The organism is Yoonia sp. I 8.24, assembly GCF_022096995.1.
Lineage (GTDB): Bacteria > Pseudomonadota > Alphaproteobacteria > Rhodobacterales > Rhodobacteraceae > Yoonia.
The window spans coordinates 273,157-292,409 of record NZ_JACXGQ010000003.1 but is presented as its reverse complement, the minus strand read 5'-3'; the positions used below and the strand labels follow the sequence as shown (position 1 = coordinate 292,409).

12 protein-coding genes are annotated in these 19,253 nt (G+C 54.9%); 2 read left to right on the top strand and 10 right to left on the bottom strand.

Features of this window, described 5'->3' with window-relative positions:
• Both Yoon_RS07200 and Yoon_RS07195 read right to left on the bottom strand, forming a co-directional pair.
• Positions 1–435, bottom strand: a complete 435-nt coding sequence (locus tag Yoon_RS07200) for a CBS domain-containing protein (RefSeq protein WP_238111439.1) — start codon at positions 433–435, stop codon at positions 1–3.
• A 37-nt stretch (positions 436–472) separates the two neighbouring features.
• Positions 473–1,375, bottom strand: a complete 903-nt coding sequence (locus tag Yoon_RS07195; RefSeq protein WP_238111438.1) for a LysR family transcriptional regulator — start codon at positions 1,373–1,375, stop codon at positions 473–475.
• A gap of 95 nt (positions 1,376–1,470) precedes the next feature.
• Between Yoon_RS07195 and Yoon_RS07190 the strand changes: the two genes are divergently transcribed.
• The gene (locus Yoon_RS07190) at positions 1,471–2,970 is read left to right on the top strand and encodes a CoA-acylating methylmalonate-semialdehyde dehydrogenase (RefSeq protein ID WP_238111437.1); all 1,500 of its coding nucleotides are present in this window, start codon (positions 1,471–1,473) and stop codon (positions 2,968–2,970) included.
• On the opposite strand, the gene Yoon_RS07185 is transcribed toward Yoon_RS07190, so the two are convergent.
• The 3 genes from Yoon_RS07185 to Yoon_RS07175 all read right to left on the bottom strand — a co-directional run bounded on the left by Yoon_RS07185 (position 2,954) and on the right by Yoon_RS07175 (position 7,993).
• Positions 2,954–3,829, bottom strand: coding sequence for a hypothetical protein (locus Yoon_RS07185; protein WP_238111436.1), 876 nt, complete (start codon positions 3,827–3,829; stop codon positions 2,954–2,956). The two genes, Yoon_RS07190 and Yoon_RS07185, sit on opposite strands and share 17 nt — an antisense overlap.
• 78 nt (positions 3,830–3,907) lie before the next feature.
• Positions 3,908–6,766, bottom strand: coding sequence for an excinuclease ABC subunit UvrA (uvrA, locus tag Yoon_RS07180; RefSeq protein WP_238111435.1), 2,859 nt, complete (start codon positions 6,764–6,766; stop codon positions 3,908–3,910).
• A gap of 177 nt (positions 6,767–6,943) precedes the next feature.
• Positions 6,944–7,993: a transporter substrate-binding domain-containing protein gene (locus Yoon_RS07175; protein WP_238111434.1), complete on the bottom strand. Its 1,050-nt coding sequence runs from the start codon at positions 7,991–7,993 to the stop codon at positions 6,944–6,946.
• 282 nt (positions 7,994–8,275) lie between these two features.
• On the opposite strand from Yoon_RS07175, the gene Yoon_RS07170 reads away from it, so the two are divergent.
• Positions 8,276–11,284, top strand: coding sequence for a VWA domain-containing protein (locus Yoon_RS07170; protein ID WP_238111433.1), 3,009 nt, complete (start codon positions 8,276–8,278; stop codon positions 11,282–11,284).
• A 77-nt stretch (positions 11,285–11,361) separates the two neighbouring features.
• Here the strand turns inward: Yoon_RS07170 and lpdA are convergent, their stop codons facing one another.
• The 5 genes from lpdA to Yoon_RS07145 form a co-directional block, all read right to left on the bottom strand.
• Positions 11,362–12,756, bottom strand: a complete 1,395-nt coding sequence (gene lpdA, locus Yoon_RS07165) for a dihydrolipoyl dehydrogenase (RefSeq protein WP_238111432.1) — start codon at positions 12,754–12,756, stop codon at positions 11,362–11,364.
• Positions 12,757–12,858: 102 nt separating this feature from the next.
• Entirely contained in the window at positions 12,859–13,440 is a 582-nt protein-coding gene (locus Yoon_RS07160) for a DUF924 family protein (protein WP_238111430.1), read from the bottom strand.
• Positions 13,441–13,549: 109 nt separating this feature from the next.
• Positions 13,550–14,809, bottom strand: coding sequence for an MFS transporter (locus tag Yoon_RS07155; protein ID WP_238111429.1), 1,260 nt, complete (start codon positions 14,807–14,809; stop codon positions 13,550–13,552).
• Between the two features lie 86 nt (positions 14,810–14,895).
• Positions 14,896–15,960, bottom strand: coding sequence for a tRNA preQ1(34) S-adenosylmethionine ribosyltransferase-isomerase QueA (gene queA / locus Yoon_RS07150; protein WP_238111428.1), 1,065 nt, complete (start codon positions 15,958–15,960; stop codon positions 14,896–14,898).
• Positions 15,957–19,250, bottom strand: coding sequence for an AsmA-like C-terminal region-containing protein (locus Yoon_RS07145; RefSeq protein WP_238111427.1), 3,294 nt, complete (start codon positions 19,248–19,250; stop codon positions 15,957–15,959). The genes queA and Yoon_RS07145 overlap by 4 nt, the downstream gene beginning before the upstream one ends.
• Between the last annotated feature and the right edge of the window lie 3 nt (positions 19,251–19,253).

Below are 19,253 nucleotides of genomic sequence, written 5' to 3'. Positions count from 1 at the left end.
CTAATGCCCCATAATCATCCCTTCGAGCGCATCTTTTTCCATCGCGAGCTCGGATAGTCTGGCCTTGACCATATCACCTATTGAAATCAGTCCGATCATCTTACCGTCTTCAAGCACGGGCATATGGCGAAAACGACCTGCGGTCATTTTTTCCAGCACCGCATCGGTCTGTTCGTCTGGGGTGCAGGTGATCAGCTTAGCGGTCATCAGATCAGATACTTTATCCGAAAGACATGACGCACCGCGTTTGCCCAATTCGCGTACGACATCGCGCTCGGATAAAATCCCATCTAGCGCCACCCCATCAGATGACACCACAACTGTCCCAATTCGTTTTTCCGACAGCAATGCCACGGCGACAGACACAGGGTCGCCAGGTCTTACTGACACCACACCGGCGTTTTCTTTGGATTTCAGAATTTGGGATACGATCATCGCGGGCTCCTCTAGCGGCTTGCGTTTTGCTAGGCTGTCAAATCACAGGGGCATCTGTCAAGCGGGCGATACCCTCAAGGCGTGTTATCTCTGCCTGAATACCGCTCATAATTGCATCCGCCACGCTATTCAGCCGCTCTGATTGCCGATCTGACGTATGCCGCACCAAATAGAACGACCGGGTCAATGAGATATCGTCGACCAAGACCCGGTGCAATTCGGGTGCGAACGGTAAGGCAAAGTCATGCACGATCCCGACCCCAGACTGGCGCAGCATCTGCAACTGCACCGCGACCGAATTCGATGCCATTTGCACCCCATCGGCCCCCAATTCGCCAAGATAATCCAGTTCTTTGTCAAAGATCATATCAGAAATATAGCCGACAATTGGCTGCCCATTCAGATCTGCACGCCGGGCAATTTGCGGTCCATCTTGGCGCGTTGCCAGATGCAATTTATAATCGGAAATGCGCTGCACGCTCAGCCGTCCGGTCGCGGGCGGGCTCACGGTGACGGCCATATCCGCCTCGCGGCGCGACAGGTTCACAACGCGCGGCAACGACAGGATTTGGATTTCAAGCGCAGGGTGTTCTGCCTGGACGGCGGCGCAGACTTGCGGCAGCAGAAAATTCGCGGCCCCATCGGGCGCACCGATCCTGATTTGCCCGCTCAGCCCCGACGACGCCCCCTGCCCCGTTTCCCGAGCAAGGATCAGATGGGCCTCTGCCTCCGCCGCGCGATCGCGCATGCGTTCGCCCAAATCCGTCAACGCATAGCCCTGTGGGGATTTCACAAACAACGCGGCACCCAAAGACCGTTCTAGCCGCGCGATGCGCCGCCCGAGCGTCGCCGGGTCCATCTTTAGAATCGGCGCAGCCCCCGTGAGGCTCTCGGCGCGGGCCACAGCCAAAAACACCCGCATGTCGTCCCAGTTTTCCAATATATACCTACATTTTTGCAAAATGATTTTGACATATTCATTCTTTTACGTTGAAAAATGCAAGGCTAAACAGGCGCCAACCAACGGAGGTTTCCATGCAAGAACTGACTCACTACATCGGCGGCGCGCACGTCAAAGGCATATCTGGCCGTTTCGCGGATATCTATAATCCCGCCACCGGCGAAGTGCAGGCCAAAGTGCCGCTCGCCAATGCAGATGAAATGGCGCAAGCCGTTGAAATCGCATCAAAAGCACAGGTCTCTTGGGCCGCGGTGAACCCGCAGCGCCGCGCCCGTGTGATGATGAAATTCGTTGATCTTCTGAACCGTGACATGGACAAACTGGCCGAGGCCCTGTCCCGCGAGCACGGCAAAACACTGCCCGATGCTGCGGGCGACGTACAGCGCGGCCTAGAGGTTGTGGAATATTGCATCGGCGCGCCACAGCTGTTGAAAGGTGAATTCACCGACGCAGCTGGCCCCGGCATCGACATGTATTCGATGAAGCAAGCGTTGGGCGTCTGCGCGGGCATCACCCCGTTCAACTTCCCGGCGATGATCCCGATGTGGATGTTTGCTCCGGCCATCGCCTGCGGCAACGCGTTTATTCTCAAGCCGTCCGAGCGTGACCCCTCGGTGCCATTAATGCTGGCCGAATTGCTTGAAGAATCGGGCCTGCCCGTAGGTATCATCCAAGTTGTGAATGGCGATAAAGAAGCTGTTGATGCGATCCTTGATCACGATGTGATCCAATCTGTTGGCTTTGTCGGCTCGACCCCGATTGCCGAATATATCTATGGGCGTGGCTGTTCCAATGGTAAGCGCGTGCAATGTTTTGGTGGCGCGAAAAACCACATGATCATCATGCCTGACGCTGATATGGACCAAGCTGCGGATGCGCTGATTGGTGCAGGCTTTGGCGCGGCCGGCGAACGCTGCATGGCGATTTCGGTTGCTGTCCCCGTTGGCGAAGAAACCGCTGATCGTTTGGTCGAAAAGCTGGTCCCTCGGATTGAGGCACTTAAGGTCGGCCCGTACACTTCAGGCAAAGACGTTGATTACGGTCCTGTTGTGACCGCCGCCGCAAAAGCAAACATTCTGAACTTGGTCGAAACGGGCGTCGCACAAGGTGCCGAACTCGTGGTCGATGGCCGCAATTTCAACCTACAAGGCTATGAAGATGGATTCTTTGTTGGTCCTCATCTGTTTGACCGCGTCACCACGGATATGGACATCTACCAAAAAGAAATTTTTGGCCCCGTTCTATCCTGTGTCCGTGCGAAAACCTACGAAGAAGCAATTGGTTATGCGATGGACCATGAATACGGTAACGGCACCGCGATCTTTACCCGCGATGGCGATGCGGCGCGCGATTTTGCTAGCCGGATCAACGTCGGCATGGTTGGGATCAACGTGCCAATCCCTGTGCCATTGGCCTATCACACCTTTGGTGGGTGGAAAAAATCCATGTTTGGCGACCTGAACCAGCACGGCCCCGATGCATTTAAGTTCTACACACGCACCAAAACAGTCACATCGCGTTGGCCGTCAGGGATCAAAGAAGGCGGCGAGTTTAACTTTAAGCCGATGGAATAGGCGGCGCGTCAAAGAACTTGTTAATATAATGCACCACTGGGGCGATCATTTCAGGATCGTCCCAGTAGGCGCCGTGCCGCATAGGGTCCCATTGCGCGACCTCTGTTGTGCCCAAATGCATGGGAACATCGCGCAAATGTCGATCTGCGACCATCTTTGAATAGCAAGGGGCCGACGGCCCCATCGGATAGGCAAGCACATCTTGCTTGTCATAGAAATTTTGCCACCAAGGCGCGATTTGCTGATGATCTGGAAGGCCTGCCCCCGGATAATCAATCGAGACAATGCTGTCGCGCCTGTGCGCAAAAAGAAACACCGGTATATTGCATCCAAATGTCATGAACCCAGCGACGGTCTGCATGTTTTCGAGTCCGGTTTCAAAGCGCTGTTCGCCGGTAATTCGGGCAAAATGCTGCAAGTCATAAATATAGTTCGACATAATATGTGACCCCAACGAATGCGCCAAGATCAGTATCGGACCGTCTGGACCAATTTCAGCGGCGAGCGAGCGCATGGTCAGTTCAACCCGGTTATGAATCTGTTCATAAATTGCCGCGGACCCATCGGTTACCTTGCGATAAGACGCGGCGTCAGACAGCGCCGAAAGCATAAAGGCGCGCGCCGGGTCATGACCAGTTTTGTCCCGGATCAAGTCAAGGTATTCGCGCTGGCGGCGCTGCAGGATATCGGCCCAAGACACCTCTCTCCAGACGATATCTTCCGCGCGCTTACCCAACTTACGGACAACGCGTTTGGCCATGCCTTTTGAATAGCTCGGCATTTTGGAATCAATCGGCAAATCGCCAGCTTGGCTCCAGACGCCATGAATCACAACAACCCCAAGTTTTTGTCCTGGCACAGCATCATCCTTTTGTATCTGGAATTTGCTTATGCACCTAGGTTCATAATTTTTCGCTAACGTGCGAAAACGCGCCGCCTATTGGGCCGCGACGCGGTTGGGGTTGAGCATCTCTTTAAGATAGCGCCCGGTGTGGCTACCCGCATTTTCGGCGACTTTTTCCGGGGTACCGGTCGCGACCACTTGCCCGCCGCCATCGCCGCCTTCGGGGCCAATGTCGATGATATGATCGGCCGTTTTTACCACATCCAGATTATGTTCAATCACCACAACAGAATTGCCTTGATCGACCAATTCATGAAGCACTTCCAACAGTTTACGCACATCTTCAAAATGCAGGCCCGTGGTTGGTTCATCCAATATATATAGCGTGCGGCCCGTGGATTGCCGCGCGAGTTCTTTTGATAATTTGACCCGCTGCGCCTCACCACCTGAAAGCGTCGTGGCCTGCTGACCGACCTTAATATACCCCAGCCCGACGCGCATGAGCGCGTCCATCTTTGACCGGATCGAGGGCACAGCCGTAAAAAACGCCTGCGCATCTTCGACTGTCATATCCAAGACATCCGCTATGCTTTTGCCCTTGAACTTGATCTCTAGCGTTTCGCGGTTATAGCGCGCGCCTTTGCAGGTTTCGCAGGTCACATAGACATCCGGCAAAAAATGCATTTCGATTTTGATCACGCCATCGCCCTGACAGGCCTCGCAGCGCCCACCTTTGACGTTGAACGAAAAGCGGCCCGGCTTATAGCCACGCGCCTTGGATTCGGGCATGCCAGCGAACCAATCACGGATCGGGGTGAAGGCGCCTGTATAGGTCGCGGGGTTGGATCGCGGCGTGCGCCCGATGGGGCGCTGATCAATGTCGATCACCTTATCAAGATGTTCGAATCCTTTGATTGTCTCACAGGGCGCAGGGGCCTGACGCGACCCGTTGAGCTTTTGCGAAGCGTTCTTAAACAGGGTTTCAATCGTCAGCGTGGATTTCCCGCCGCCCGAAACGCCGGTGACGCAGACAAATTGCCCGAGCGGAAAATCAACCGTCACATTTTGGAGGTTGTTGCCCGTGGCTTTTACCACTGTCAGCTTTTTCTTATTCCCCTTGCGCCGTTTCACAGGCACCGCAATTTCACGGGTTCCGGTCAGATATTGCCCGGTGATTGAGCCTTCATTCGCCATGATTTCAGCCGGGGTGCCTTCGGCAACCACCTGCCCGCCGTGTACACCCGCCCCCGGTCCAATATCAAAGACATAGTCAGCCTCGCGGATCGCTTCTTCGTCATGTTCGACCACGATCACCGTGTTCCCCTGATCGCGCAGATTCTTGAGCGTCGTCAGCAGCCGATCATTGTCGCGCTGATGCAACCCAATTGAAGGCTCATCCAGCACATAAAGCACGCCTTGCAGACCCGATCCGATTTGACTGGCCAGCCTGATCCGCTGGCTTTCCCCGCCCGATAGCGTGCCAGAGTTGCGCGCAAGCGTCAGATATTCCAGCCCGACGTTATTGAGAAACCCAAGCCGTTCGCGGATCTCCTTGAGGATCGCAGTGGCAATTTCGTTCTTTTGTTTGCTCAGTTGATCTGGCACCGACAGGCACCAATCATATGCATCCTTGATTGACAATTGCACCACATGCCCTGCGTGCAAACCGCCAATCTTAACGGCCAAAGCCTCGGCACGCAGGCGATACCCTTCGCAGGTGCCGCATGGCCGGTTGTTTTGGTATTGTTCAAAATCTTCGCGGATCCAGTTGCTATCAGTCTCGCGGTAGCGGCGTTCCATATTCGGGATCACACCTTCGAATGCGCGTTCGACCTGATAGACCCGGCCGCCTTCGTCATAGCGGAATTTGATTTCTTCTTTGCCGGAACCATACAGAAACACGTTTTGAATCTTAGGATCGAGATCTTTCCAACGCGCGTTTTTGTTAAAGCCATAGTGCTTGGCGATCGCCTCAATCGTTTGCAAGAAATAGGGCGACTTGCCCTTGCGCCAAGGCGCAATCGCCCCATCCGCGATTTTCAACGTCGCATCCGGCACGCAGAGTTTTTCGTCAAAATAGAGTTCGACCCCCAAACCGTCACAGCTTGGGCAGGCCCCAAAGGGCGCGTTGAAAGAAAACAAGCGCGGCTCAATCGAGGGAATGGTGAAACCAGACACCGGGCAGGCAAAGTTCTCTGAAAATGTGATGCGCTCTGGGTCGCCCTCAGCCGGGGCGGTTTCAAGCACGGTAATCCCATCCGCCAGATCAAGCGCGGTGCGGAAACTATCTGCTAGCCGGGTTTCCAACCCTTCGCGCACGACGATCCGATCGACGACAACATCGATGTTATGGCGGAATTTTTTATCCAATGTTGGCGGTTCATCCAATTCATAGAATTCACCATCCACTTTCACCCGCTGAAACCCTTGCTTACGCAGCTCTAGAAATTCTTTGCGGTATTCGCCTTTGCGGTCACGGATGATCGGGGCCAGTAGATAACCACGCGTCCCTTCTGGCAGCGCCATCACCCGATCCACCATATCTTGCACCTGTTGCGCCTCAATCGGCAGTCCCGTCGCCGGGCTAAACGGTGTACCCGCACGCGCAAAAAGCAAACGCATATAGTCGTAGATTTCGGTGATCGTCCCAACGGTCGAGCGCGGGTTCTTAGAGGTCGTTTTTTGTTCAATCGAAATCGCTGGGGACAGGCCGCTGATGTGGTCCACATCGGGCTTTTCCATCATATCAAGGAATTGGCGCGCATAGGCCGACAGGCTTTCGACATAGCGCCGCTGCCCTTCGGCATAGATCGTGTCAAACGCAAGCGAGGATTTGCCAGAGCCGGACAGCCCCGTAATGACCACAAGCTGATCACGCGGGATATCGACGTCGATCCCTTTGAGGTTATGTTCGCGCGCGCCGCGGACTTCGATGTTCTTTAGCTCTGCCATGGGGACCCCTGAGAGATTGTTAACCAATAGATAGTCCAGAGCATCTAATGTTCCAACCGAAAAGTAAGAACATTAAACGAACATACTGTGATAGTCGACGTTTGTCACCCGACCGATAAACAGATAAGGGGCGGCTATGATAGCCGCCCCTGAAACAACACTGTATTTGTGTCTAAATTATTGCTCGTAATAGGCGGCGATACCTGTGCGCACAGTCGTAAACCAAGTGCCGTCAGCACGGATATTCGCAATCCCTTTGTTGATTGTTTCAACAATTAGCTCTGCATCCGGGTTGCCTTTGTGCACGTAAACAGTCAGCGCAAGAACCGAATTAATTTCAGGGTTAAGCGCGACTTGGTCAACGATACCGGCAGTTCCGATCAAATCATCGGCCTGCGTCAGTTCCATTTCAACAGCATCGATGCTGCTTGCGACCAGATCATCAAAACAACCTTCCGGTGTTTCCGCAGTGACGTAGTTAACCTGTTCATTGGTTAGGCCAGCAGCATTCGCGATAACTGTCGCGTAACCATCAGGCACACAGATAGTTTTACCCATCAATGCCGCTGCATCAGTAGATGTCGCCAAGCTGTCGCCTGTGCGCGCAAAAAGACCTGTCACGATTTCATAGACCGGATCGGCAAACAGGAATTCGTCGCAGCGGCTTTGCATTGCATCGGCCAATGTTGGATCTTCGCAGTCGATCCGCAACCATGGGAAGGTGCCGTCGAACGCGCCACTTGGAAGCAACACAGGCAAATGCGCGCCCCAATCGTTCACAAATGTAATCTGATATTCGGTGTCAACGGTTGCCATTGCAGCGTCCATCAACTGTGTGAATACGCCGCCACCCTCAAGATCTTCGTCGGTATAGGGCGGGTAGTCAGAGCCGGTAATCAGGTGCAAGGAACTAAGACCGGTTGAAACCGGTGCTGCTGGTGCGGTTGATACCTGTGTCGTCGATGCCAAAGTTCCGTCTTCACACGGCAAGTTGAGGCGCATACCTACGGAAATATCGTTCGGGTTCGGCCCAATGGCCGTGCGGTTTGCATCCCAAATTGCCTGAAAGCTGATCGATCCGTAAGCTTCACGCGCGATACCGCTGAGAGAATCTCCGCGCTGCACTGTGTAAGAAGAGCAAGCCTCTTGCGCGGCGGCTGGCATCGCTGCGCCAAGCACCACCCCGGTACTCATCAAAAGGCCACGTAGATGGTTAACTGGTTTCATGGGTCTTCGTCCTTGTAGGTCTAATAATAATAACTTCAAACGCACCACGAAATAGAAATAGCGTTACTGATAATAGCGTCTGGTGAATTTACTTTGCGCAGCGAATTCGTCAACAATATGTCAAATTATCACAAACTTAGAAACAACTAGCCCGTGATTAGACGGGGCAATCAAATTGCCGCTTTCTTAGGCGTTTTCTGTTTCTCCGGCTTTTTGCGTATTTTCCTTTGAACCGCATGCGAGTTATGATTGACTTGCCCCACCGTCATTTAAGGGAATATTATGCGCAGTTTTATTACATGTTTCGTCACAGCAACGCTTGCAACGGCCTCGGTTGCACAAGATTCACCCAATACAATTTTGGTGCTCGACGGGTCTGGGTCGATGTGGGGCCAGATTGATGACGTTGCAAAAATTACCATCGCCCAAGAGGTTGTTTCCGAATTATTGTCCGATTTTCCTGCGGATGAAGGGCTTGGCCTGACAGTCTATGGCCACCGCGAACGTGGCAATTGCACAGATATCGAGACCATCGTTGCCCCCGCTCCCGGTACCGCAGATGAAATTGTTGCGGCGGTCAACGGCATTAAGCCATTGGGCAAGACTCCTATGACCGATGCGGTGATCGCCGCTGCCGAGGCACTGCGCTATACTGAAGACAGTGCAACCGTGATTTTGGTTTCGGATGGTGTTGAGACCTGTAACCCAGACCCATGCGCCGCTGCCCGCCTTCTAGAAGAGGCCGGCATTGATTTCACCGCGCATGTGGTTGGCTTTGATGTCTCAGATCCCGAAGCGCTCGCGCAGATGCAATGTATCGCCGAAGAGACCGGTGGGCAGTTTCTAACTGCTGATACCGCAGATGAGCTGGACCTCGCGATGGCATCTATGGTGATGGAGCCCGCCCCGGTCGCAATCACTGGCGTTTTTGAGGCCCGGATTGGCGATAATGCCGGGCTCTTGGTTCCAGATCCGATCATTTGGGACATCCGCAACGAAGACGGGGTGATTGTCGAAGGCGCACAAGGCAACCCATTCACTGTTGATCTGTTTGCAGGGGCAACAACGGCCGCTGCCTACCGGATCATTGACGAGCTCGAAGCCTCGGCAACGGTCGATGTGACCGGTGCCAATGATGTGGCTGTCACCGTTATTTTCCCTGAAATCGCGCCAACCGCGACAGTCAGCGCGCCAGAAACTGCCGTGGCAGGATCAACCATCCCGGTTGATTGGACCGGGCCGGACAACGAGAATGATCAAATCATCATCACAGCGCCGGGGGAAACGCGGACATTGACCTTCGCGCAAACCGACACTGGCACACCTGCGAATTTGCGGATGCCCCCGGTCGAAGGCACTTATGACATTCACTATCTTCTGCGCGACGGTTCAAACGAATTCTTGGCAAGCACTACAATCCTTGTGACACCTGCGACTGCGACGCTGAATGCACCAGATACAGGCGCGATTGGCAGCGAAATCGCTGTGGAATGGACTGGTCCCGATTACCAAGGCGACATGATTTTGATGGCGCAAGACGGCGGGTCCAGCACCATTAGCCCCGTCCCAACCAGTCGCGGCAATCCCGCGACACTGACACTGCCGATCACGCCCGGCATGTATGAAATCCGCTACCGGATGCAGCAGGGCAACACGATCCTTGCCACCAAACAAATTGAGGTCACGCCAGTGCCCGTAACGATTATCGGACCAGAAGAGGCCCCGCTTGGCGCAACAATCCAAGTGGGCTGGGATGGCCCCGATAACGATGACGACTATATTGGCATCGGAAAAGTCGGCGCAGAAGGCGGCGACGCTTGGGACAACTATGCCTACACGCGCGATGGTAATCCGATATCGCTGCTTATGCCGCCCGAATCTGGTGATTACCTGATCGGCTACTTTGATGGTGAAACGCGCGAAATGCTGGGGGCTTCTCCGATCACATTGACCCCTGTTGATGTCACAATCACAGCCCCTACGGAAGCAATTGCTGGTGAAGATACCACTATCGCTTGGGTTGGGCCGGACTATAGTGACGACTACCTTGGCATTGGGCTTGTTGGGGCAGAAGGCGGCAACGCGTGGGAAAACTACAGCTATACTCGTGACGGTGACCCGCTGACGCTGCGTGTACCACCGCTACCCGGCGACTACGAAATCAGCTATTTCCTTAGCCAAGATCGCACAAAAATGGCGACGGTTCCGATCACGGTTACGGATGTTTTGGCAGAGGTTTCAGCCCCTGCAGAGGCGATTGTCGGTTCTGGTATCGAAGTCACATGGTCAGGACCTGATTATGACGATGATTATATCGGCATTGGCAAAGTGGGCGCTACGGGCGGCAATGCTTGGGAAAGCTACACGTACACACGCGAAGGCAGCCCAGCGACGCTTACAGTCCCCGCTGAACCCGGGGAATATGTCATCACATATTTTGTCTCTCAAGACCGGGTGCCACTGGCAACAACAACGATTACGTTGACAGAAGCCGAAGCGTCAGTGACCGCCCCAGCAGAAGCGATTGCGGGCGCAGATATTCAAGTGTCGTGGAATGGCCCAGGCTATGACAACGACTATATCGGTATCGGAAAAGTGGGGGCGTCGGGAGGCGAGGCATGGGAAAACTACATCTATGTCCAAGCCGATAGCGAAGGCACGCTGCAAATGCCCATCGAGCCGGGCGAATATGTCATCAGCTATTTCTTGCAACAAGACCGGGTGGTTGTCGCCAGCACGACAATTACCTTGACCAAGGTTGAGGCCGGTGTAACCGCCCCTGAAACAGCCCCGATGGGGTCAACCATTGCCGTCGATTGGACGGGCCCCGATTACGATGACGACTATATCGGGATTGGCAAGCTCGGGGAAACTGGCGGCAATCAATGGCAGAACTATGCATACACCCAAGATGGCAGCCCCGCATCTTTGCTCATTCCTGCGGAACCGGGTGACTATATGATCCGCTATTTTGCACAGCAAGATCGGACCATGCTGGCATCCACCATGATTACGGTTACTGACGTGAAAGCCCAATTGGTGGCAGATGCCACCGCAACGGCGGGTACCGAGATTACCGTCGGCTGGGATGGACCTGACTATGAGAATGACTACATCGCAATTGGGCGCGCAGGCGCCACAGGCGGTGATCAATGGGAAACATATGCATACACCCAAGATGGCAACCCAGTCACCGTACGCGTGCCCGAAGAGCCCGGTGATTACCTGATCAAATATTTCATCCAGCAAGACCGCGTGCCAATTGCCGCCATCCCGCTGACGGTGGAATAAACCCAAAATAAAAGCCCCCCGCAATCATCATTGCGGGGGGCTTTTTTACGACCAAATCAAATAGATCAGGTCACAAATCACATGTGAATAACGCGGTCATAAGCATCCAGCACGCTTTCATGCATCATTTCTGACAGGGTCGGATGCGGGAAGACGGTGTTCATCAAATCTTCCTCGGTGGTTTCAAGCTGGCGGCCGATCACATAACCTTGGATCAGCTCGGTCACTTCGGCACCAACCATATGTGCACCAAGCAATTCACCTGTCTTGGCATCAAACACGGTCTTAATCATGCCTTCCGGTTCACCAAGTGCGACGGCTTTACCGTTGCCGATGAAGGGGAATTTGCCGACCTTTACGGTATATCCCAATTCCTTTGCCTTCGCTTCGGTGTATCCGACACTCGCGACCTGCGGGTGGCAGTAGGTGCAGCCTGCGATGCTTTCTGGCTTAACCGGATGCGCATGTTTGCCACCGATCAGATCAGCGACCATGACACCTTCGTGGCTCGCTTTATGTGCCAACCAAGGTGCGCCCGCGATGTCGCCAATCGCATAAAGCCCATCGATCCCCGTGCGGCAGAATTCATCGGTAACAACATGGGTCCTGTCAATTTTCACCCCCAATGCCTCTAGGCCCAAACCTTCGACATTGCCGACAATCCCAACGGCGGAAATCACCGTATCAAACTCTTGCTTCTCGACTTTGCCACCGGTTTCGATATGGGCGACAACCTTGGCTTTGCTACGATCAAGCTGTTTGACCACAGATTTTTCAAGGATTTTCATGCCTTGCTTCACAAACTGCTTTTTCGCAAAGGCGCTGATATCGGCGTCTTCAACAGGCAGCACGCGGTCCATAACCTCAACAACGGTCGTGTCAGCGCCAAGCGTATTATAGAAACTTGCGAATTCAATGCCGATGGCACCAGACCCAATAACCAACAGTTTCTTTGGCTGATGCGGCGGGACAAGCGCGTGGCGGTAGGACCAAACGCGGTCGCCATCGGCCTCTAGCCCCGGCAGATTGCGCGCGCGTGCGCCTGTGGCCAGCACGATGTTTTTGCCGGTCAGCTCTTCGGTGCCTTTGTCGGTTTTTACCGTGACCTTGCCTTTGGCCGGGATTGTTGCCTCGCCCATGATGACGGTGACTTTGTTTTTCTTCAGAAGGTGCTTTACGCCGCCTTCCATCTGCTTGGACACCCCGCGCGAGCGTTTCACGACCGCATCAAGATCATAACCGATACCTTCGGCGGACAGACCAAATTCTTTGGCGCGGTGCATCAGATGGAACACTTCGGACGACCGCAATAGCGCCTTGGTCGGAATACATCCCCAGTTCAGACAAATCCCACCAAGATTTTCACGCTCAATCACAGCGACGTTCAGCCCAAGCTGCGCACCGCGGATAGCGGCAACATAGCCACCCGGCCCCGCGCCAATTACGATCATGTCAAAGTTCTTCGCGGCCATGCCAGGTCCTCCAATTCCGAAATTAGTTCAACACTAAACTATTTCCTCAAGGACCTCTAGTGACCTTGGGGCATATCGGGCATTTGATGCATGCATGGTGGTTTAAGCGTTCGAGCTGATCTGCGTTTGATAGGCCGCACCATATCCACCAGCATCTAGAAACCGCTGCTCTGACGGGGTCGTTTCGCGCCCTAATGCATTGTTTCTATAGGGAAACCGTCCAAAATCACGGATCACCGTACGGTGCGCGCAAGCGTGATCGATGTTATTGGACCCATGCAGAGGCATCCGGTCGTGGATCAAGCGCACAGCGCGATCTTGATCCGTCAAACACTCTGAATGCATCAAAGGAAGATAGAAAAACTGCCGCGCGGGTTCGTCAATCTTCAAATCCCAATTCCGATCAATCGCCATTTTTGCCGCCGCGCGGGCCACGGTGTCGGTTGAAAATGCATCGCCTTGATCCCGGAACATATTGCGCGGAAACTGATCGGTCAGGATAATATAGGCCAAAGTCCCTGTCGCATAGGTGAGCCATAGCCCAAGCGCGCCTTCGCTCGCTTCTTGCCATGTCTCTAAAAACTTATCGCGGATTTGCGCATCCAACGCAGGATCTGCCTTATACCAATCCGCGGGCGCACAATCGTCCAACCAAAACGCCAGTACCTCTTCGGGGGTAACCATGGCTCTACTCCTTAACCTGCCTGTCGTTAGGGCAAGCCAAACAGACAAAACCTATCCTGACAAGATGATTTTGACGCAAAGCATATTAATGCATCTATTCAGCGTGACATTATTCCGCATTCCCCTCCTCGTCGCCAGCCTCGATATAGACCTCCAGCGCGACCTCGGTTGCGACCGCAGTTGATGCCGCGGTGACAGGAACATATGGCACTGCCTCGGTATCCAGATCGCTCCGGCTGCGCTGTGTCATCCGGTACAAGCCGTAGACGCCAATCGCTAGCATCAGCACGGCTGTAAACAACCAATAACCACTGGTGCCGATGACATCCATCATCTGCCCCACGATGACCGGACCTGCGATCGCCCCCATACCGTTCACGAACAGAAAACCGCCCGATGCCGATGCCATGTCGTCTTTTTCGAGATAGTCATTCGCATAAGCTAAAAGCAAAGCGTAAAGCGGGTTTGACGCGCCGCCGACAATCGCACCCGAAAAGACGATAATGGCAAAGTTGTCGGGAACAAAAAATGCGGCCAGCGACCCAAGCCCACCGGCTAAAGCCACGCCAACAATCAAGAAACGGCGGTCAACCCGGTCGGACAGCCAGCCGATTGGGTATTGTAAAACTAGCGCGCCAACGTAGATCCCCGAGACGAAGAAGGAAATTTCACCAACCGTAAGCCCGATCCGGCTTCCATAAACCGCCGACATTCCGAACTGCGTGGCAAAGACGCCACCCAACATAAACATACCAAAACACGCAAGCGGCGATGCGTCGATCAAGTCTTTGATTTTCATACGTTTGGATGTTTCAAATGCGGGCATAGGCCGCGCAGACAGTAAGACCGGCGCGAACGCGAGCGACACCAATACGGACGAAATAATGAATGGCGTATACCCGGTGACATCACCCTGACTGACGATCCATTGCGCAAACACGATCCCAGCCATTTGCACGATCATATAGACCGAAAGCGCCTTGCCGCGCGTTTCATTGGATGACGCGTCGTTCAGCCAGCTTTCGGCCGTGATATACACGCCACAAAAGCAAAACCCGATCACCACCCGGCCGATCGTCCATGCCCAGGGTTCAAGCAAAACCGGATAGCAGATCAATACCGCAGAAATCAGTGACCCTAAGGCCGCAAAGACCCGCACATGGCCAACACGGCGGATAAGCTCTGGCGTATAACGAGAGGAAAACAAAAATCCAATAAAATAGGCCGACATCACGACAGAAAGGGCCAAAGTACTGAACCCTTCTTGATCACCGCGCAGACCCAACAACGTCCCCTGAAGGCCGTTACCAACCATCAACATGAACATGCCTATGAACAAGGCCCAAGAGCCCGTGAAAACCTGTAGCATCGTGCGTTCCTCCACTCCGACAGAGTTGCCCCTATGGATGATTCTTGTTCAACTTCACTACATAAAAGCGACGCTGTCTTGTCTGTTCACGTCGCCTTTGTTCGCGGCGGCAACAAGAGCGAGGAATCGCCGTAACTAAAGAAACGGTAACCCGTTGTGATTGCATGAGAATAGATATCTTTGATCCGTTCAACCCCCATCAAGGCCGACACCAACATCATCAACGTGGACTTGGGCAGGTGGAAATTTGTCATCAATCCGTCGGTCACTTGGAACGTGAACCCCGGTGTGATGAAAATATCCGTGGGGCCAACCCAAGGTTTTAACGCGCCATCTTTGGCGGCGGTTTCGATCAGACGTAGCGCCGTCGTGCCGACGGGGATCACGCGCCCGCCTGCCGCTTTGGTCGCCATAATTTCATCAACCGCATTCTGCGTAACCTCACCCCATTCCGCATGCATTTTGTGGTCGCGCACATCATCAACTTTCACAGGCAAAAACGTGCCCGCCCCGACATGCAATGTCACATGGGTGAATGCGACGCCGTGCGCGCGCAATGCCTCAAGCAGTTCCCCATCAAAATGCAGCGATGCCGTCGGTGCCGCGACGGCCCCGGCGTGGCGCGCCCAATAGGTTTGATAGTCATCTTTGTCGGCTTCATCCGCCGGGCGTTTGGCCGCGATATATGGCGGCAAGGGCATCGCCCCAACAGCGGCCAAGGCTGCGTCAAAATCATCACCTGTCAGGTTAAATTGCAGATAGGCCTGACCATCCGCCCGCGCTGTCAATGTCGCTGACAGATCATCTGAAAATACGATCACTTCACCGTCACGGATTTTGCGCAATGGTTTCACCAAGGCCGCCCAGTCGCCTGTGGCGCGCGGCTCTAGTAATGTGATCTCAATCTTGGCGCTGGTCGGCCCGGCCTCACCGTCACGGTGACGCAGCCCGGTCAGACGCGCGGGAATAACTTTGGTATCGTTCAATATTAAACGATCTCCCGGTTGCAACAGCGTTACCAAGTCCGACACATGGTGATCGGCAAGCCCTGCGTCATTTGCAAGCAAGAGCTTTGCCGATGTACGCGGGCGCGCAGGCCGAGTCGCAATCAACTGCTCTGGCAGGTCAAAATCAAAATCGCTCAGTTTCATTCAGTTACTTCCGGTGGCGGACGGCGGAACAATTCCCGGAACATGCCGGGGGTGAGCGCCGATAGTGGGTTTACGCTGACCTGCGGTGCAGACGTCGCGCCACGAATATTAAAGTTGAACCCAATCAGCCCCTCGCCCCGGCGAGTCAAAACAGAACCAATCCCGTTCAAAAAATACAGCGGTGAGACAACACCTTGCAGGTCAAGCTGCTTTGTCGCCAGCGTGTAAATGCCATCAATGGAAATGCCAAGCCCGGGCCCAACGGCGCTGGCCTGCGTGACGATCACTTGGTCCGGGGTCAGTCGGAACCGCGCATCCACATCTTCAAAACTCAACCCTTGCCCGTCAAGCTGCTGCAAAAGCCCAACCACGCTGATCGCATCCAAAAGTGCGGCAATCGCAGGTGCGTCGCGCACACGGATGTCATTCACAATTAAGGCCCCGTCAAAGGTGCCTTCGCCACCTGCAGGTAACAATGTCAGGTTCAGACTGCCCCCGACGGCGTTTTCAAGAAAACCGGACGCGCGCAACACGGCGCCCGCATCATCGCTGGTGACACGCACAGCCGTGCGCCCATCGCGCGGCGCCACGATTCCCGCAACCGCAGCAGCCCCGTTCAACTGCCCACTGAACTGGCCTGAAAACCCACCCGCACCATTAAAATCGCCCCGAAACCCTGTCAGGGCGATCCCTTCGGTGATCTGCAAACGGTCCAGTGCGATTTGCATTGGTCCCCCCTCACCGCTGCCCCCGCCAAAGCGGGCACGGCGCAAGTCAAGACTGCCACCGTTGATCGTGACCCGCACGGGCTGCCCGGCCCCGCGTCCGCTCAGCGTCACGGGCGCGTTAAACCAATTCCCGATTGCAACTTGGCTAAATGTTGCGGCCTCAAATCTGCCGCTTTGGGAGAGGTCAATGCGCCCCTGCGCCTGCAACCCGCCGCCACTGATCTGCAATTGGTCTATCTGTGAGACCGGCCCCAAACTGCCCCTCACCAGCAATGCCCCATCCTGAGAGCCCGATTTCGACCACCCGATTGCGGGCAGTGCCAATTGCAATCCGCGCAAGTCTGACGTTAACGTAAAGGCAGGCGCAGCCCCCGCGGTCAGATCAATTGTGATATCCGCGCGCCCACCACCCGTCACCATGCCTGTGGGCAAGGCAATATTGAATTCGTCCAAGAAGCTTTGCGTTAGCGCGACATTAGCGGTGACCTGGCTTTGCCCCCGATGCGCGGCACCAAACTGCTGCTGCCATTGCCCAACCGCGCGCGCAGCACCCAGCTGCACCGGCCCTTCAATCGTGAGCCCGGCACTATTGGCCACCACATCAAGCCGCCCGGCGCGCAGGCTACGCCCCGGTACCAATTGATCCGACTGCACAGCGCGCAATTTAGCCACGAGGTCCAAATCAATCGCATCCAATTGCACCCCGCGCACCAGCGGCAGCGCGATTTGCCCAGACACATGCGCCTGCCCATCAGCCAATGTTACAGGACGGTTCGCCTTGTCCATAAATGACAAAGGCGGCTGGTTGAGCAACGATAGGACCGACGTGATCGCCCCATCCGCCATCAAATCCACCTGCCCGTCAGCAGGTTTTTGGCGCGTATCAAGGACCGTAAAGCTCGTACCTGTCACATCAAGAACGCCACCTTCGGGCGGCACGATTTGCCCTTGGTCCAGCGTCACTACAAATTTGCGGTCAATGATAGATGCGACACCCGCCCCATCCGTGATCAGCGGCATTTGACGCATGAAACGGATCTCTGCCTCTGCGAACTCAAACCCCAACGCAAAGTCACGCGGCTGATCAGGGGATACGCGCAGCCCGACATTACCATTGATGAGCCGCCCTTGGGATATGTTTTCAGCGATCCAGTTGCGGGTCTTGGGCTTCACCTCGGGTGGCCAGAACGTCAGCAGTTGCGCCGGGTCAATTTCGTTTACGTTTGCGTCGAAAGCCCCGTGCCAACCATCGGCTTGTGCGATCAGCCTCCCTTGTGACAACACGCGCAAATCCCCGTCTGAGACGACCATTTGCCCCAATTCGACCTGAAACGGGTCAAACCGCAGCCGAAAATCAACCGCAGCATCTTCAATTGTCGGCGCGGTTTCATAAAACCCCATCGGGTTGAGCGCTACATCGCGGAACTGAAACTGCCCCAGCAAAGCCCCCGGCAACCCATCGCTGATTTCACGCAAATAGGCCGTGCCATCGGCGCGCAACCTCCCCCAATCGGTATCCAGTACGACCTCGGAAAAGGCGATGCTGTCACGCACGGGGTCATAGGTCAGATAGGCTTTGGCCGTGTTAAATTGTACCGGGGCGGTCGCTTCATTGGGTTGCAAAGCCCCTTGGCCAATTTCCAATGTTGCGCTGAGTGGGCCAAGCGCCCCTTCTTCATCCAGCTGCGTGCGTAACGCGGCTGAAATCGGGGCTTCAACGTCACGCAACCACGTCAGCGCAGGCGATTGTGCGGCGATATCACTGGCGATGGCATCATCGATATTCACCGCCAGTTGCGCCGCCTTAGACCCACGTGGGCTGCTGTAGGACAGGTTCACCGTTGTAACACCTGCTCGGCCGGACAATAGGCTTAGGTTTCCGCGCAACGCCGTTTCCCCGCCCCGCAAGTCCAGCGCAAATGCGCCACCGTCCACGACCCAACTACGCTGCGCACGCGCATCGTCAAAGTTCACGATCACACCTTCAGCGGTCACCGTTTCAAGCGCCGCAAGCTGCGGGTGTTCAAATACCTGGTCCAATTGATCCAAGAGTTGCGGTACCGACCGAGCTTGCCCCACCTCGGCAGCACCTGACGCCAAAGCAACCGCAACGGTCCCGTCACGCGCGCGGCGCAGGTTCACTTGGGCACCAACAAGCCGGACATTTTGCATCAGCACGTCGTGATCAAACAGCAATCCGCGCGGTGACATCTGGCCTTCGGCGACGCGCACGCGGGTCAGCATAACGCCGTCACGGTCAAACAGCTTAGTATCAACCAATCGCACGTGTGGGTGCAAATCACGACCAATACGCGCTGTAATGGTTCCAAATTCCAATTGCGCCCCATTCAGCGCCTGCGCTGTGCGGGCTTCAATCTGCTCGATCATCCATGTGGGCGCTGTGATTTCGCGATTGATCATCATCACGCCCGCAACGGCTACGAAAATCACTGGCGTCAGGCAAACCACCAAAACAGCACGCAACCAGAACAACCAGCCGCGCAGATGGCTGCGTGGTTTTTTGACCGGTTCAGGGTCTTGCTGAATTTCCGTTTCGGTCAATTT